This window comes from Vogesella alkaliphila, from assembly GCF_014652475.1.
Taxonomy (GTDB): domain Bacteria; phylum Pseudomonadota; class Gammaproteobacteria; order Burkholderiales; family Chromobacteriaceae; genus Vogesella; species Vogesella alkaliphila.
Map to the genome: position 1 here is coordinate 364012 of NZ_BMYW01000002.1, position 17409 is coordinate 381420.

General features: G+C 48.9%; 16 protein-coding genes. All 16 read right to left on the reverse strand.

Translation table 11 applies throughout. The features are described from left to right. The 16 genes from IE100_RS04990 to IE100_RS05065 all read right to left on the reverse strand — a co-directional run bounded on the left by IE100_RS04990 (window position 1) and on the right by IE100_RS05065 (window position 17398). The gene (locus IE100_RS04990) at window positions 1–1038 is read right to left on the reverse strand and encodes a polysaccharide biosynthesis protein (RefSeq protein ID WP_189373007.1); all 1038 of its coding nucleotides are present in this window, start codon (window positions 1036–1038) and stop codon (window positions 1–3) included. A 2-nt stretch (window positions 1039–1040) separates the two neighbouring features. After that, a complete protein-coding gene (locus IE100_RS04995; RefSeq protein WP_189373008.1) occupies window positions 1041–1586 on the reverse strand; it encodes an acyltransferase in 546 nt (181 codons plus the stop codon). A gap of 4 nt (window positions 1587–1590) precedes the next feature. Beyond that, complete coding sequence (locus IE100_RS05000; RefSeq protein WP_189373009.1) at window positions 1591–2925, reverse strand: surface carbohydrate biosynthesis protein; 1335 nt, start codon at window positions 2923–2925, stop codon at window positions 1591–1593. Then, a complete protein-coding gene (locus IE100_RS05005; protein WP_189373010.1) occupies window positions 2910–4193 on the reverse strand; it encodes an O-antigen polymerase in 1284 nt (427 codons plus the stop codon). Before IE100_RS05005 ends, IE100_RS05000 begins: the two co-directional genes overlap by 16 nt. Next, the gene (locus tag IE100_RS05010) at window positions 4190–5452 is read right to left on the reverse strand and encodes an MATE family efflux transporter (RefSeq protein WP_189373011.1); all 1263 of its coding nucleotides are present in this window, start codon (window positions 5450–5452) and stop codon (window positions 4190–4192) included. The genes IE100_RS05005 and IE100_RS05010 overlap by 4 nt, the downstream gene beginning before the upstream one ends. Beyond that, a complete protein-coding gene (locus IE100_RS05015; RefSeq protein WP_229800230.1) occupies window positions 5449–6210 on the reverse strand; it encodes an oxidoreductase in 762 nt (253 codons plus the stop codon). Before IE100_RS05015 ends, IE100_RS05010 begins: the two co-directional genes overlap by 4 nt. A 5-nt stretch (window positions 6211–6215) precedes the next feature. After that, the gene (locus IE100_RS05020; protein WP_189373012.1) at window positions 6216–6905 is read right to left on the reverse strand and encodes an acylneuraminate cytidylyltransferase family protein; all 690 of its coding nucleotides are present in this window, start codon (window positions 6903–6905) and stop codon (window positions 6216–6218) included. Further along, a complete protein-coding gene (locus IE100_RS05025; RefSeq protein ID WP_189373013.1) occupies window positions 6902–7891 on the reverse strand; it encodes a Gfo/Idh/MocA family protein in 990 nt (329 codons plus the stop codon). The genes IE100_RS05020 and IE100_RS05025 overlap by 4 nt, the downstream gene beginning before the upstream one ends. Beyond that, window positions 7888–8943: a nucleotidyltransferase family protein gene (locus IE100_RS05030; RefSeq protein ID WP_189373014.1), complete on the reverse strand. Its 1056-nt coding sequence runs from the start codon at window positions 8941–8943 to the stop codon at window positions 7888–7890. The genes IE100_RS05025 and IE100_RS05030 overlap by 4 nt, the downstream gene beginning before the upstream one ends. 15 nt (window positions 8944–8958) lie before the next feature. Further along, entirely contained in the window at window positions 8959–9597 is a 639-nt protein-coding gene (locus tag IE100_RS05035; protein WP_189373015.1) for an acetyltransferase, read from the reverse strand. Beyond that, window positions 9590–10663, reverse strand: a complete 1074-nt coding sequence (gene neuB, locus IE100_RS05040) for an N-acetylneuraminate synthase (RefSeq protein WP_189373016.1) — start codon at window positions 10661–10663, stop codon at window positions 9590–9592. Before neuB ends, IE100_RS05035 begins: the two co-directional genes overlap by 8 nt. Further along, window positions 10660–11823 (reverse strand): UDP-N-acetylglucosamine 2-epimerase, encoded by a 1164-nt coding sequence (neuC, locus tag IE100_RS05045; protein ID WP_189373017.1) that lies wholly within the window; start codon window positions 11821–11823, stop codon window positions 10660–10662. Before neuC ends, neuB begins: the two co-directional genes overlap by 4 nt. Before the next feature lie 4 nt (window positions 11824–11827). Further along, window positions 11828–12976 carry a LegC family aminotransferase gene (locus IE100_RS05050; RefSeq protein WP_189373018.1) on the reverse strand — a complete coding sequence of 383 codons (1149 nt, stop codon included), beginning with the start codon at window positions 12974–12976 and terminating at the stop codon, window positions 11828–11830. Window positions 12977–12984: 8 nt separating this feature from the next. Further along, the gene (locus tag IE100_RS05055) at window positions 12985–14175 is read right to left on the reverse strand and encodes a UDP-N-acetylglucosamine 4,6-dehydratase (protein WP_189373019.1); all 1191 of its coding nucleotides are present in this window, start codon (window positions 14173–14175) and stop codon (window positions 12985–12987) included. A gap of 95 nt (window positions 14176–14270) precedes the next feature. Beyond that, window positions 14271–15464 (reverse strand): GumC family protein, encoded by a 1194-nt coding sequence (locus tag IE100_RS05060; RefSeq protein WP_189373020.1) that lies wholly within the window; start codon window positions 15462–15464, stop codon window positions 14271–14273. 56 nt (window positions 15465–15520) lie between these two features. Next, window positions 15521–17398 (reverse strand): SLBB domain-containing protein, encoded by a 1878-nt coding sequence (locus IE100_RS05065; RefSeq protein ID WP_189373021.1) that lies wholly within the window; start codon window positions 17396–17398, stop codon window positions 15521–15523. Between the last annotated feature and the right edge of the window lie 11 nt (window positions 17399–17409).

Genomic DNA, 17409 nt, shown 5'->3' on the forward strand with positions numbered 1-17409 from the left:
TCAAGCCTCCGGCTCGGCATCGAGGCCGTCGTGGATTGCACGGATAAAGTCCAGTTTGAACAGCAGCTTTTGCATGCCTGCCACGTCCAGTCGCTCGGTGTTGTGAGAGTTGTAGTCTTGCATTTCGCTGATACGCGTATCGCCTTGTTCCACGAACTTGCCGTAGTTGAGATCACGCAAGTCTGGTGGCACCCGATAGTAGCCCCCCAGGTCTTCTGCCACTGCCATTTCTTCCCGGCTGAGCAGACCTTCATACAGCTTCTCACCGTGGCGAGTGCCGATCACATGTACTGGATGGTGAGGTTTATCCAGGATGCCGAGCAGTGCATGGGCCAGTGTTTCAACCGTGGCGGCAGGGGCTTTCTGCACGAAGATATCGCCGTTGCGACCGTGCTCGAAGGCATAGAGAACCAGTTCTACAGCGTCATCCAGCGTCATCATGAAACGGGTCATGGCCGGATCGGTGATGGTCAGTGGCTTTCCTGCCCGGAATTGATCGACGAACAAAGGAATCACCGAGCCACGCGACGCCATCACGTTGCCGTAGCGCGTACCGCAGATCATGGTCTTGTTCTCGTCGACATTGCGCGACTTGGCCACCATGACCTTTTCCATCATTGCCTTGGAAATGCCCATGGCGTTGATGGGGTACACCGCCTTATCGGTGCTCAGACACACGACGCGCTGCACCTCATTGGCAATGGCAGCCTCAAGTACGTTCTCGGTGCCCATCACGTTGGTTTTGACCGCTTCCATCGGGTGGAACTCGCAGGACGGCACCTGCTTCAGGGCGGCTGCGTGGAAAATGTAGTCCACGCCCCGTGTCGCATTCAGCACGCTCGTGTAGTCGCGTACATCGCCGATATAGAACTTCAGTTTGGGGCTGTTGTACTTCTTCCGCATGTCGTCCTGCTTTTTTTCGTCACGGCTGAAGATGCGGACTTCCTTGATGTCCGTATTCAGAAAGCGATGCAGAACTGCATTTCCGAAAGAGCCGGTACCGCCAGTAATGAGAAGGGTTTTTTTAAAGAAAAACATGGTTATCGTCGCTCCGAATAACAAATCTTATAATTTCCCTTGGCCAATTTTTCCAAATGAACTTGTAGCTCATTGTGGGAGGAGAAGCGCTCCTTGATTTTTTTGGCGGGATTGCCGGCATGTATTTCGCCAGCCGGCACGTCCTTAGTAACTACTGAGTTAGCACCAATTATTGCACCGGCACCTACGGTAACACCCTCCATTATAAATACACCCGCCCCAATCCAAACGTCGTCACCAATGGTGGTGCCTTTTAGTGGCTCTCTTCCCGAAAAAATCATTGGCTGGCCTATAATGTCAAACCTATGATCCTTCCCCATAATCACTACTGACGGGCCAAACATTACAAAACGCCCCATTTTAACTTTTGGGCAAACTATTGAGTTTGGACCTATGTATGAAAAATCACCGACCACCAAATCTCTAGAGATCCGGCAACCGCCCGCAATTAAGACATTCCTCCCTGCGAAACGCAGGCGATAGCGGCGCCTGGAGTAAGCACACCTGGCTTGTCGATACAAGAGATAAAACAGGCTAGAAATTCTCATGAATTTAGCTCGGACCGATTCTGCTATCAATAGTTTTTCTAATAGAATTCAGCTCTTGGCCGTCTGCAATTTGAGTTTTAAACTCTTTAAACCAATTTGCCAGAAATTTAAATTTTAAAGGCTTGATCGACTCAAGGCTGAAAGTGCAATAGAGCCAATACACCAACAGGACAGCCAGTGAAATTATTTTATACTTAAAAATCAATTTCCAATTAGGCGTGATAAGCCTTGTCGATCGACCCAGCAAATTAACAAGAAAATCTGAAAGCAACACAAAGGATGGCTGCGCATTGTCAGTGGAATAGTACATGTCAATAAATTTATTATCTAATGCCTTGGATTTGACTTTAGATGAAGATAGGTAAATCCCTTTGAAATCACTGTAGGTTTCTACAAACACCCCATGTCTTAATAGTACGCTGTCAAAATAATCTGGCAACTCATACGGACGCAAAATAGAATAAGCCTTGTCAAGAAAGTGTGACTCTACTATCGTAGTAGAATACCAAGAGAAAATTTTGTCACTTGCCTCAATCCAAACCTTGGCTGCAAAAGCCGATATAACATGGAAATTATCGAATTTCTCTTGAAGTTTTAAAACCTTTTCAAGGTTTAACTCATCAGGGTGTGGGCGATAAATAAATATCGTCTCTACATCGATTTCCAAAATACGTTCAAACCAAATCAGAATTTCATCTCTTGATTTTGTGTGAATCTTTACAAAAGAACTCAAGTTTGTGCCTGCGACAGATTCATTCATCGCTAGACGATGTTCTTCTATGTCGGCATACGTGAAGCTAGACAAAAATAAATTCCATGCCTTAGCATCAGGCAGGCAAAACTCTTTTGCAAGCTGCTTTCTTGAATTTTCAGGCTGGGTAAACTCGCTGCGTAACAAATCAAGTTGAATAGCCCCTAACAAATGAAGGTTATCTCTTGGAACTCCTGCATTGTGAAGCCGATCAACGGTTTTCCATCCCCAGCAAACATGATGCCCATAAATAGCTAATCCTTTTGGATTGTGATGGCCATGTTTTTCCCACTTTTCAGATAGGACCTGCTCATATTGTAAGTTGACGATTGCAGATGGGCGGCCGAATCTTGCGACAACACGAGCGACTTCGTTCGTATCATATAAATGCGGGACAACTATTACCCCAGGAGGATTATGGTTAAAAATATTAAAAGCGGCGCCATCATAAAATTGTGCAATTTTGCATACAAAGCCCCTGCGCTCTAATTCTGATTGCAAAAGAATAGCGTTCTCTAGCTCCCTATTTTTTCGCTCATATATGATCAAAAAATCTATACTTTTATTCCTACTCAACTTAGAAAGCATGTTCTTCGTCCGTAAATAATGGAATTAAAAAAATCAGCCATAACAAATGCAAAGACGATAAAATTTAAGTATGCGAAGCCATATCCAGGTACTATGGGGGCCAAGATGGTCATGTATAATGCATATAAAATAACGGCCATTTTTATAGATCCGACTCGGCCTGCGCCTGCAAATAGTATGGATAGTCCTACAAGAAATCCCAACAAAGTTGATAGGACCACAACTCCCACCCAAGAGAAATCATAGAAAAATGCACCAGGAAGGCTGATAAATGCACCAACATCAGAAAAATATCCAGGTTCAAGAGGCTTATCTAGGATTCCCATATTATTAAGAATTACGCTTATTGGAAAAAAAACATAACTTCCAGGTCTTTGGCTAATAGCAAATGCGATTTGCGACGTCCAGTTCCCATGGTACAAATATGCAAGAGCATAGATTGGAAAATATAGAGATTCATTCACCCCTCCAATTTTATGGAAAAAATCAGTTTCTTTTCCATAAAGCATATCTATGCCAAGATAGGTAATGGTCTTTAAATCAACGCCACCAATATCAGCACTCGATTGAATGATATATGCAACGTATCTAACTGCAATTACTAATATGATCAAGCCGCTAAGCCAAGCCCATCTGGACCTCTTGACTATCCTGCTTTCAATTTCTTTCGGTGCGCGACGAACAACTCTGGCAATAATAAAAATCACTATTGCCAAAAGAATATTGCTTCGCCCACCATTTAATGCAGCATGGCCAAATATGCCGACAAGGGATGATAGCATGACGAAATACCTCATGTTCTTTGTGACTTTATAGCCATGTGCAACACACAAGAAAATTCCATAATAGGCTAGGTGCACTAATAAATTGCCAAGAATGCTGGAGAGAGAACCTCCGGTTGTATCTAGCCACTCATAGCGAGAGGCTCGCAATCCTTGTGTATAATCAATTCCTCGAATAAACACCCGATCATAAGACATCATCAAGATGCCACTCAAAGAGCCATAGGCTGCAAGCTTGAAATTTGCAACCATTTGTGCTCCTTCTATTTTTCGGCCAGGCTTTGGCTTAAAGCCAGTCAGAATCAAAATGCAAAGAACTGAGCCTAAAGTAACAAACAGAAGAAAAGTTGAATTAAGGAGAAGTATAAAATTTAATTCCTGAATTTTTGACACGGCGGGGATTGCGATCAACGACAAACCGGCGATGATAAATGAAAAAAACATCGTAAAAATGAATTTACAATGTAGCTGCAAGGTTTTTGTCATTTTATTTCACCTGCCAGACTTTTATATCTGAAGGATAAACATGCTTGACAGGCTTTCTGCTTGGTAAACCACTGGAAAAAATAAACAACGACTAGGGCCACGGGAACTGACATTTCTTCGATCCAGAAGCCAAGCCCAAAAACAATCAGAAAAAACAGTACTACGGAGATGAAATTAATCGTGGCAATCCAATTATCTCTCTTGAGTGCTGTAAGGGCATACTGTGGAATCATAGATAGTACTTTAAAAAAACTAGAAAGCAACACCAAAAAGAACATCATTTTTGAATTAAGGTAAACGGCTTTGCCTAGGTAACGAAATGCGAAAATGGTAAAGAATGCCGACAAAATAGAAAATGCAAAAAATGAGAGCACTGCCTGGGCTGACATTTTCTTATAAAGATTCTGAAAATCAAAAAAACGCACCTCAAAAACAGCCGCAACCAATTTAGGGTAATAAAATACAAATACACCTGCTTCTACTAGGGAAATCATTGCATTTGCAACGCCGATGAAAACTACATAAGGGGCAACCTGTATAATTCCGCCAAAATAATTAACAAGAAATCTATCGGCACTTAGCATAAGGACAACAAAAATTGTTGAAAAATAAAATAGAGAGGTTTTCTTTAACCCTTGCCTTATCCAGTCTTTGTCAATCTGAGCGCGTAGCGACAACCCTACTAAATCCCTAAGTTCATATAAGCCATAGCAGCAAGCTAAAAATCCGCCTAAGAGCCAAAATCCAAGTATGAAGTGAAGACTGTGGAAGGTTTTGGAATAAAAAAACAATGGGGCGGCCAAAACAAACCAGAATGCAGACTTAACAAAAAGAACAATAGAGGCGGACAAATTTCTAGATAGAGCCGTCAGCACTCTATATAGCTCCAGAGAAAAATGCTCAACTATCACCAACAAGAAAAAATAGAACAAATAATCGAAAGGAATAAGATTTAAAAAGAAAATTAACGACAACAAGGGAAATGAGATAATATAAGACAAAAAGTATAGCATTATATTGTTTTTTAGAACAAACCCTCTGCGGTCGTTGCCTGAAACAATAAGCTCTCTAGAACTGTATACATGGAACTCCAACCCGACAAATCCAACTGCGTAGACAATAGCAGCGGAAATTAACCCATACAGGCCAACTTCGTTCTCCGTTAAAAACTTGGCTATAAAAAACAAAAAACCAAATTTGGAAGCAAGAGTTATGAATCTTGCAGTGATATTGACAAATCTGACGACCGTAATTTTCACAGTAAAAAGCCATCGTCAATGACTATGTTCTGCCCAGTGACATAGCGGGAACTATCGGAAAGCAAATAAATAATGCTCCCTAGCACTTCTGTTACATCTAGCATCCCCGTGCCGTGGGTTTGCGCCTTGTAGGCTGTTAGGAAAGGCTCGGGCTGATGGTCGAAAATGCCGCCAGGGCTTACAGTATTGACACGAAACCGGCTGTCGCAGACATAAGCGGCAGCGTATTTGCCCAAGTGAATGATAGCTGACTTGATGGCGGCATACTCTACCGGCATGGTCATTGGGGTGTTTGCGTAGATGTCAAATTTGGGAGCTACTACACCATAGATGGATGCAACATTTACCAGCGAGAATGGTCGCTGTTGTTGTCTGAAATAGGCTGCACTCTGCTGCATGAACAGGAAGGACGAGCCCAAGTGCAGCGACAGATTCTCATTGAAGCTCTCGGCAGTTACATCAAAGAAATGTGCACCGTACTGCTTGTTACGCGGATACGTGGTATTCACTGCACCAGACAACCCCTCGCACTCAAGCAGAAGCTGCTTTACTTGTTCAGCATCGGTAATATCGCACTCACGCAAAAGTAGGCTAGGCTGGTTATTGTCGATGCCTTGAGGGTACAGGCGTTGCTGCATATGTGCCACGCTGATATCGGTAGCGATAACCGCAGCACCTGCTTTCAGCAGGGCGGGCACCAGGTGGCTGCCCAGTAAGCCACCCGCACCCATTACCAGAATTTTCTTGTTGAGCAACATGATGTTTATTCTCCGTAGGACAGCATGACTTCGGCTAGGCGAAAATCACAGATGTCGTCAATGTCCACCGCACGATGTTTAGGAACCTCTATTGCCACCACCTTGCCACTAAATAGGCCATACTGTTCCAGTACAAAGTGTGGTGTGGTGGCATATACCACGGTAGTAATGTCGAAAACGGTGGGCGCATCTTGTCTGCGCTGCACTTCTCCGGTCGGAGGAATAACTAATTCAACCTCGCCTTCGGCCGTAGCCTTTACCATATTGAAATAGGGGCTGCGCGAGGCAGGGGTGACGCTGATGCAGATATCTGCACCGGTTTGCCGCCGCTTCTTGATGGCTGTTTGCACGTCTTGCTCACTTCGCAGTGGGCTGGTGGCTGGCAAGCTAACAAAATCGTCAAACTCACCGTACCGTTCTTTTACCCAGTTAATGGCATGGCGCCAGGCAAACCATTCTGGAGTGTCGTCCTGCGCCAGGTTATCAGGCCTGGGGATGACCGTTGCACCATACTCGACAGCAACGCTAGCAATATCTTTGTCATCGGTTGAAACAAAAACTTGTGAAATTTCAGGTAACTGCTTCGCAACCTCTATCGAATAGGCAAGGAGGGGTTTGCCTGCCAGTAGCTTGATGTTTTTCCCCGGCAAACCTTTCGAGCCGCCGCGTGCAAAAATGAAGGCATGAATGGTCATTGGACTTTCCCTTGTGTTGCCATTTTCTTTATCTGTTCTATCAGTTCTACAGTAGCCAATGCCTCATCCAGCGTTATGCAGTTGTTGGGCTTGCCTGCTATGGCAGCCATAAAATCCTCCAACATGGCCAAATACATACCATTTTTGTCCCAACTTGGCTGGCTATAGCAGCTTACGGTACCATCCGCACTGTGACGGGTTACGCTATTAGCTATCAGGTCCCACTCCAGTCGGGCCTTGCTGCCGATGAAAGTGCAACGGCGGCAAGCCTGCTTTTGCAAGAAATCCATATGCAGGGTGCTAATGGTTCCCCGAGTGTTTACCATCACCATATCGGCAATTTCTTCCACCTCCAGATCCAGCTCCCGTGAGTTGCGCAGCACAGCATGTAATACTTGTTGAGGGCCTAGTAACCATTGCAGGTAGTCCAGCTCATGGCTTAGCTCGAGTAAGACGCCGCCACCCAAGGCTTGTCGTGCCGAGACCGACTGTCTGAAGTCGGTGGTCGGGCGCCAATCAGGCAAAAACTGCCCTATCGTTATTAGAGCGTTATGAATGTGTCCAATATCACCTGCATCAAGTAGCTGCTTGGCGATAATCGTAGAGGGTAGATAACGCAGACAATAGGCAACAGCGACCATCGTGTTTGTTCTGCGGGCCAACTCTTGTAGGCGGGCTGCATCGCTGCTATCCGCTACAACCGGTTTTTCGATTAATACTGGAACTCCGGCGTTAATAAACGGCGCTGCATGCTGGTAGTGGTAGCTGGCAGGTGAAGCCACAATGGCAAATGCAGACGGTATGGCAAGCGCTGCGTCGATTGATGACGCCACCTTGTCGGCGTTGCAAACTGCTTCTTGTGGCTCGCGGCCACTTGCCGATACGGCAACAATTGTGCTTTCCGGAAAAAGCTGGCGCAGGTTACGCCGATGCCGGCGTGCAATATTTCCCAAGCCTACAACAACGATGCAAATGTCACTTCTCATAATCCTAAGCCATAAATATCTGTCTGGGCTCGCCTGAAATCATCGATGTGGCCAATATCCAGCCAGTACTCGTGGATAGGGAACATCAAGACATCTTTATCTGCCTCCATTTGTTGCTCCAGTAAAGTCGGCATGTCAATGCGTTGGTGTGCTGGTACGGATTTGAACACATGGGGGCTCACAACGTAGATGCCAGCATTGACAAAGTAACGTTGAATCGGTTTTTCCACCATGCTGATGATACGGTGGCCATTTCCCTGGATGACACCATAAGGTATCTGATAGTCATACTCGCGCACGCACATAGTGGCTGCTGGCAAATGCTCACTATGAAAAGCTAAAAGACGATCAAAATCTACCGTGGTGAGTACATCACCGTTAATCATGATCAGTGGCAGATCCGGCAGTGTCTTCGGTAACAAACCGAGCGCTCCGCCAGTACCCAACGGCTTTTCTTCATGCACATAAGTGATGGTGACATTCCATTTGCTGCCATCGCCAAAGTGTTGGCGAATCTGCTCCGGCATGTAGTGGGTAGAAATATAAAAATCGGAAAAGCCGTGGCGAATAAAGCTTAGCAGCAGTGTTTCCAAAATGGGGCGATCCCCCACCTTTAACAAAGGCTTCGGACAATGGTCGGTGAGTGGCTTAAGCCTTGTGCCAAAACCTCCAGCCATCAGAAACACGGGATTGTCATAGCGGGATGGCTCAAGTGCATGCTCCCACGTTTCTAGTCCCAATAACGTGCCATTATCATCAACAATTGGGAGGGAGAGAACGCTTTTCTGCTGCATGAGTGCCAAGGCATGGGCGCGCCCCATGTCGGGACCAACAAGAACAGGTGTCCGGTTCATGACAAGATTCACTGGGGCTTCGAGACCAAGGCCCTTGAGAAGAGCCCGGCGGATGTCTCCATCCGTCACAATGCCAAGCAGCTTTTGCCATTCATCAACGACCAATGCAATGCGCAAAGCTTCTTCGTTGATGATGGCCAATGCTTCACGAAGCGTTTGGGTCGGGGACAGTCGAACTTTTTTCCAGTCTTTTTGCACTTGTTGCTCTTTCTTTCAGTGCGTTTTTACAAAGGGGCGCGCGCCATATACCGTAACGGCTTCTGCTACGTTTTTGTTGATGGTGACACCCGCACCAATAACAACATCATCACCAATATTGATATTTTGAATTACTACAGCTCCAGTGCTGATATGCACACTGTTGCCAGTGTGAACTCCTCCACTGAGTACACTACCTGGCGCTAGATGGTTATGAGCACCGATACAACAGTCATGTTCAACGACAGAAGCTGTATTGATGATGGTGTTTTCTGAGATATCTGTCCCTGCTTGTACTACAGCCTTGTGCAGCACCTGAACGCCATCACCCAAATGCGCATAGGGAGAAATCACCGCGCTGTCAGCAATAACTTTTGCAAAGACATAGCCCTTGCAAACGAAGTCGCCATATAGCTTTTGGCGGTGGGTATTGCCAGGCAAGGAGCCAAGGCCATTTACCAGCTCGACCTCGTCGGGAGCACACTGTAGTACATCATCATTATCATGCCAGCGTGACAAGCCATCGAACACTGGTCGTAGTACGTCGTTGCCTGGGCTGATTATTGCCATAATGTCACGGCGCTGCTGCCTGAGAATGTCTACCAGCACCGCAGCATGGCCACCCGCACCCAAAATAATCAGTGGTTTATTCAACGATGACATCGCCTTCCTGATAACTGCGTTGGGCTGCTTTGCCTAACAAACCCCAATAACGATAGGGACTCGTACCTGTGCCGGGGCGCTTAATCTCCAGGTTTTCTGCGCAGAAAGGGTCACCTATCTGGATTTCCTTGGCCGCGACAAGACTCTTGCGTGCGATTTCTTTGTTCTTGATTTCGGACGGTTGGGGACCTTTACGGCCGTTGCCCAGTGCAAGGCCCACATCACGGATGGCTTGTACCATATCAGCCAGTTCCTGCGGTTCAAGCGATGCCTGGTGATCAGGTCCTTCCATGTTCCTATCTAGAGTGAAGTGCTTCTCGATGAGCATCGCGCCCCGAGCTACCGCAGCAATCGGCACGCTGATACCGGCACTGTGATCGGAGTAACCCACTTGCAGTCCAAAAGCAGCCGCCATGGTGTCCATTGCTCGCAAGTTGATTTCGTGCAGCGGGGCCGGGTATTCGGTTGTGCAGTGCAGGAGTGTGACTTGGCTGGTCAGGGCCGCCTGGCCTTCTTCTGATGCATAGGCCCTAGCAAATGCGCTTTCTGACGGCTCGGCATCGCGAGGTGCAATCAGTCCGAATGCGATAACACCCAGCGCTGCTTCTACTTCGGCCAGTGTTGCCATGCCTGTTGAAACGATCAGCTTGCAGCCGGTACGTGCATGAGCCAGCACAAATGGTGCATTGGTCAACTCGCCAGACGGGATTTTCAGTGTCGCAAGCTTCAGGTCTTCCACCAGAAAGATCAGGCTGTCGTTATCAAACGCCGTGGACAGAAATTCGATACCGAGCTGACGGCAATAGGCCAGCAGGCGGTGATGCGCTTCATAGGAGAGTTCCAGCCGGCTGAGCATGGCTAGTTGGCTTTCCGTCTTGCCGGTATTGTTTTGCTGATACTCGGCTTGGCGTGCAGTAGCGGTTACCAGCTTGCTTGCTTTAAAGGTCTGAAATTTGATTATATCGGCACCGGCAGCATGAGCAGCCTTGACGAGTTCGAACGCCAGATCTTCATGGCCATTATGGTTTACTCCGGCTTCGGCAATTATCTGGGTCATTGCGTGGCATCCTTGTTCAAATCATGGAATATTTTGACCACGTTAGTGGGCAGATTCTTAAGCAGGCTAATAATCCGGCCACTGGCATCCCCTTGTCCGTAGGGGTTGGCCACAGGCTTTCCTGCAAGTTTGGCGTGCATGCTTACGGCCGCCTTGATGGCGGTCTTGATTGCAAGGCGGTTGGCATCACAATGAATGACGCTGGCGGCTGCCAGCCGACCCTTTTGACGTTGTCCGATATCGACCGTCGGAACAGCAAATGCCGGGACTTCGATAATTCCACTGGAGGAGTTCCCAATCACGGCTGTGGCATGTTTGACTGCGCTGAGGTAGCGAACCTGCCCAAGCGATGGCATTGCCAGGACATTTGACCGTCCGGCAGCATAGTCATTGAGCAGCGGAATGATCTTGCGGCCGCCATCGTCTGCATTGGGATAGGTCAGAATGACCTGGTGATCTGGAAAATCGTCCAAAGCGTCAAGCAGTGCCTGAAACGATGTCTCGACCGGCTCATCAGCCAGCGTCACAGGGTGGTATGTCACCAGGAAATAGGGCTTTTGCAGCGGGAAGCCCAATGCTTGTCCCAGTTCAGCGATATTCAGCAGTTTTGTTCTTCGCAGGTGGTCAAGACCAATTGCCCCAACGTTGTGCACCTGCCCGGGCGCTTCTCCCATTTGGATGACACGCTGTCTGTAAGGTTCTGCCGCAGTGCAATGCAGATGGCTGAGTTTGGTTATCGCGTGGCGGATGGCATCGTCGTAAGCACCTTCGGTAATTTCCCCCCCATGCAGGTGGACGACGGGGATGCGCATGATCATCGCAGTCTGTGCCGCAGCCAACGCTTCGAAGCGGTCTCCTAGCACAACCAGTGCTTCAGGCTGTAAACGCTGTAGAGCATCGGCAAGGCCCAGCACCCCCAGCCCCATGCTTTTGGCTACGCCTACCGAGGTATCGGAAGACAGCTGGATTTCCACCTTGGCATCGATATTGAATCCGTCTTCTTCGATTTGTTGGTATGTCAAACCAAATTCTGGGGACAGATGCATACCTGACACTATGAGCTGTAGCATCAGTTCATCATTTGTCTGGATGTCTTTCAGCAACCAGTACAGCAGGCCGTATTCGGCTCGGGTACCGGTAAAGACGGCGATTTTCTTCACCGTGTTACTCCTGCGCTATCGGTGAGCTTGGCAGATTGACCAGATGAGCCTCTACCCATTCCGATATGGGTAATGGGGCACGGAGCGCTTCGGCAAACATCGGCAATCGATGCATTAGTTTCCAGATCGGGCGCGTCATCACCCCTGCCGTATTGCTTTCTTTCAACAAAGCATCACGTGTTGTGGTATCGGGACAGATCACGGCGTTAAGCCAATAGTTGGATTTGGCATAGGCCGGTTCTGTAACAAACTGATAGTCGGAACCGGCAAATAGTTGTGCATAGCATTCTGCCAACTTGCGCTTTTGCTCCAGAAAGAGAGGGAGCGACTCCATCTGGGCACAGCCCAGTGCTGCATTCAAATTGGGCAGACGGTAGTTGAAACCGGGTTCGTCATGGAAGAACTCGTACGGGTGGGGCTGTTTGGCCGTCGTCGTAACGTGCTTGGTGCGACGGCCAGCCTCTTCCGAATGGCACAGTACCATCCCGCCACCGCCCGTGGTAATGATCTTGTTGCCGTTGAAGCTGATGGCGCCGTATTCACCTAATGTGCCGGTGTGTCGGCCCTTGTAGTAAGAGCCCAGACTTTCTGCGGCGTCTTCTACCAGGACCAGGTTCCAACGGCGGCAGACTGCGATCAACTCATCCAACTCCGCGGGGTGACCGAATGTGTGCATCGGCACTACTGCGCGGATGATCTGGCCGCTTGGCACATGACGGCAGATGCCTTCGCCATCAAGGCGTGCATATTCGCTCAGCCAGGATTCGGTCGCCTGCGGACAAAGGCTCAGGCTGATGCGGGATACATCGACAAATACTGGTTTGGCTCCCATGTGATGCAGAGCATTGCAGGTCGCAACAAAGGTCAGTGCTTGTGTAATGACACAATCGCCAGCGCGCACGCCAGCCATGTACAGCGCCGCATGCAGCGCTGCTGTGCCGTTTACCGTTGCCACAGCCTTGGGGCTGCCGGTGAACTGCTCCATCCTCCTTTCGAAGTCGTCCACATATTTGCCGACACTCGAAACAAATGTGCTGTCAATCGTATCCAGCACATATTGTTTTTCGTTGCCAGCAAAAACCGGAGTGTGCAGCGGGATAAAATCATCCGTCCGGTAAATGTCACGTACAAAGCGAGTCAGTTTTTTGTTCATGGTTGAAATTACATCTTAGCGTCAAGATATTTTCCGGTCTCCTTATGACCAAAGTCCGGAATCATTTCATGGAACAAATCGACGATGTTCTGTTTGGTCCAACGTTTTTCTTGCTTCATGCAGGTAATGCGCTCTCTGAACATGGCGATCTTCTCTGCATTGAAGTCGCCGGAATTCTTGATCACGCCCAGGTTGTCAAAGCGTGCCATGTCCAGCGTCTCATGCTCGGTGAAAAATTCTTCAAAATCTTTTTCTCCCGTGGTGTCACTGGAAGTGAATAGGCATGGCCATTTCCCTTGCTCCGGCAAAACGCTGGCCAGTTCACGCGCCTCGTCCTCGCTGGCACACAGGTGTGGCTCGTACCCCCTTGAACGCAGATATTTTTCGGCAATCTCGCCAAAGGTGATCAGATGCAGTGCTTCGCTGAGTTTCGGGAAGAAAATATCGCGATTTTCACCGAAAATACATGACATCAGGCACAGCTCGCCGGACTCTTGGGGAGTGACGAAGTAGCGACGAATGTCATTCGGGGCAACAATCGGTTGCTTCTTCATGAGGCGCTGATTGAAACCGTGCAGCAGGCTACCATCCGAGAATGCAACATTGGCAAAACGTGCAGTCGAAATTTCCAATGCATGGCTGCGCTGCATCAAGAACATTTCCATGATGCGCTTGGACGCCCCCATCATGTTGACGGGGTTGGCCGCTTTGTCGGTTGATACGCAGAAATATTTCTTGGTGCCTTTTTCAATAGACTGCCTGATGGTTTTGTCCGTATTGAAAACGTTGACGTCAATCATCCGCATCAGAGTGAAGGGATCTTTTTCACTCCTGACATGCTTCAATGCGGACAGATTGAGCACATAGTCATAGCAGCCATCTGCTTCGATAAAGGCATCATATTCCACGGAGCCTATATCGAGAGCAAAGGTTTGGAAATCACCATCGATGTAGCCGAAATTGCTGCGGGTGTCGCGAACCAGCTCAACCATATTATTTTCGCTAATGTCTACGACATGCAATTTCTGTGGGTTACGCTTAAAAATCTCTTTAACTACCGCCTGGCCGATAGAGCCAGCTCCGCCTAGAACCAGAAAACGTGACTGGCAGATAATTTCCGATAGAATTTTCTCGTGCTTTTGAATATCGGCAACGAACAATTTTTCGGTGCGACCGATCAAATCTAAAGTAGAAGTCATTTTAGGCTTGCAGTGTTTAAATTATTTTATCAATTTGTGAGGTTGTACTAAGCAGGCTGTTGAGTATGTCATGATGGTGCTCGTGATAAAAGAGTCTATGTCCGCCACGCGTGAGCAACTTCTTGCCAACGAGAGGTTCCTGCCAATTTGGCTCTATGGCGCTGTTCTTTAAAAAATGCAACAAACAGACCAGAGAACAAGCCACCTATCAACCCCAAGGCAACAATTAGAGCTCGCTTCGGCTTGGATTTCCTGTCGGGTGGTGTCGCTTTGTCCAGCACCTGAACCGTCGAACTGTCCTTGGCCTCGTTGATCTTCGCCAATTCATACTGCTTGGCCAATAGTTCGAACATGGTTTCGTAGTACTTTACGTCGCGCAGTTTGCGGACATACTCCAGTCCCGTTTGTGGCACCTTCCCGGTGGGCACCATGAAATCACCCGCTTCGGGTTGGCCTTGCTCCAGCTTGGTCAACTGCGCTTTCAGCCCCTGGATTTCTTGCTGGGTGCGGATGTAGTCGGGGTTCTGCTCGGTGGCAAAACTGCGCATGGCAGTCATTTCCACCTCTTTGGCGGCAATCGTTGCCTTCAATTGTGCGACATTGGCGATGATGGCCTGCACTTGGCCGTCCGGTTGCAACAGGCCGGTTTTTTCCTGGGTTCGTTTCAGGGCAACTTCGGCCTGAGCCAGTTTGTCCTTGGTGGCCTGAAGCTGTTTCTCATAGAACAGGCGTTGCTGGGCTGCATCTGTCACCGCAAGGGTTTGTGTCAGCTTGATCAGTTCATCGACGTAGGCATTGGCCAGTTCAGCAGCAAATTTGGGGTCATCGTCATCGACACTGACGCTGATCAGTCCGTCCTTGCCAGACGAAATATTGCTTATCGCAGCCAATTGACTGCGGGTGTCGACCATGGTTGGGGTTTCAAATTTTTCCATGAGTTTGAAACGGGTCACCAGATTGTTTGCTACTGTCTGGCTCTGCAACATGCCCACGTACAGGTCGTTGGGGTTTTTCAGCCCGGCAATGCCACCTGCAGCCCCAGCCAAGGCGCCAAGCTGGCCCATCATGGCGGCAAGACCGGAACTCTGCTGTTGCGGCGGCATGATCGTGGCGGTGGAGGTGAAGATCGGTGTCATCAGCAGGCTGGCGACCAAGGCCGCACTGCCAATACCGATAGTGCAACCTGCAATCCATTTCTTGTGGCGAGCGAGGACGATCAGCACGTCGAGCAGATCAATTTCGTCCGCGGTGCTGGATTGCTCGGTTGCCGGTTTTACGTTCTCAGACATGTATTGTCATTCCGTTCAATGGGTAGGCGAGGGCGCTCGAAGCTACGCCGTTGCGCTTAATCCTTCAATACCTTCAGGCCGGCTGCACCCAAGCCAAACTGGTACAGGATAGTGGTCCATTCTTTAAAGGACTGTGTCCAGCTGCTACGCTCGACTTTCTCCGGCAGAACAATGGTATCTCCTGGATTGATTTGTTGCCCTCCCACCCGTGACAACCATCCGGCGTTGTTCACACTACGAATCGTGCCATCTGCACGGATGACATACATTTCAGACTTATCGCCTCCCGGAGTGCCCCCCCCCGCCAAAGCCAGATAATCATTGGCATTCCGACCTGGTTTGTAGATAAAGGTATTTTGCTGGTAGACCGACCCCAGTACGTCAACCGTCCCCGGCATCCTTGGCACATTGATACTGTCACCATCCTGCAGCGGCAGATCCGGTAGGTTCTTGATACCAGCGTTGGCATCATCCAGTTCAAGGACGATGCGCCCACTGGCTTTTACCGAGCGCATCTTGTCTGCCAAGTGTTGCTGACGATCCAGTTCTGCCTTGGTCGTTGCGGCCAAGTCCCTGTCCGTCGTCCCTGACAGTTTTTGCGTAGCTGCAGTCTGGATCTCTTTTTCAAACCGATCTGCGATTTCGTCCAGCTTGACTTGCTGCTGGAGTCGAACGGTTTCACGGCGGATGCTCATGGCAAACAGGTAGCCATTATCTGTTACCCCACCCAAGCGAGCCATCAGCTCACGCAGGGTTTCCCCTTTTTGAATCTGGAACACGCCCGTGTTGCGCACCTCGCCAGCGACTTTGACGAATTCACGCTGCTTCTGGGCCTCTACCGCAACAGAGCCCGGAGCCACTATACGGACTACATCCGCTGATACCAGTGGCAAGGTCGCGAGCTTACCCCGGATATCACCTGGCGCCCCGCTGAGTTCAGCCACCGTCTGGTAACGATTATCGACGCTTTTCTCAACGATGACTTCCCGTTGAGGCGCTGAAGACAAAAAGCCCCCCGCCCATTCTACGGCATCGGCCAACGAGGTCTTATCTTTCAGTTCGAAAACGGCGGGATGCTTCACATCCCCCACCATGGCCACTTGCGGACCGACCGGTGGGATGTAAATCACGTCGCCATCTTGCAACGCAATGTCCTTGCTCTTGTCGCCTCGGGCTAGCATCTCATAAAGGTCAAACATGGTGATGACCTCTCCTCCCCGCTTGACCTGGATGGCACGCATCGAACCTGAGCCGGAAGGCCCCCCCGAGCTAAAGAGCGCATTAAGCAGCGTGCTCATTGAACTGAGCGTGTAGGTGCCCGGACGCACAGCATGGCCAACGACATAAATTTGTACCGAACGGGTTTGCACCACGCTGACAGTCAAATCGAAATTGGTAAACACTCGGCTAATAGCTTTTTTGAGATAGCCCTGCAAGTCGCGATATTTGATGCCTGCTACCTTGATCGAACCTACACTGGGTAGATAAACGCTGCCATTACGGTCGACCGTGCTGGTGATATCGATATCCACCATCCCCCAACCTCTAAGCTGAATCTCATCGCCAGGACCTATCAGATAATCGCCATTGACCTGGATAGCATCCAGCGGGGCAAAGGTTGATAAGGCACTCTGAAACAACTCCTGGCCAAATACCGGCAACTCCACTCCGGAAACCCGTTTGGCAAAATCAGCAAACGAGCTCTTCTGACGAGCAATAACCTCCACTGGGCTCAATTGAGGAGTTTTTTGGGGTTGCTGCTTGTTTACCTGAACCTCTGGAATAGACAAAACGGGCAAACCTTGCTCACCACCTACTGCCGCCACTACCTGAGGATTTGTTACGGCCTGTTGAGCCGCTAGCACGGGCTGAACCAGTAACAGTCCGGCGGAACCTGCAATCAGCCACTTTCTGGCAAACCGTTGTTGGCGCATCTGTAAACCTT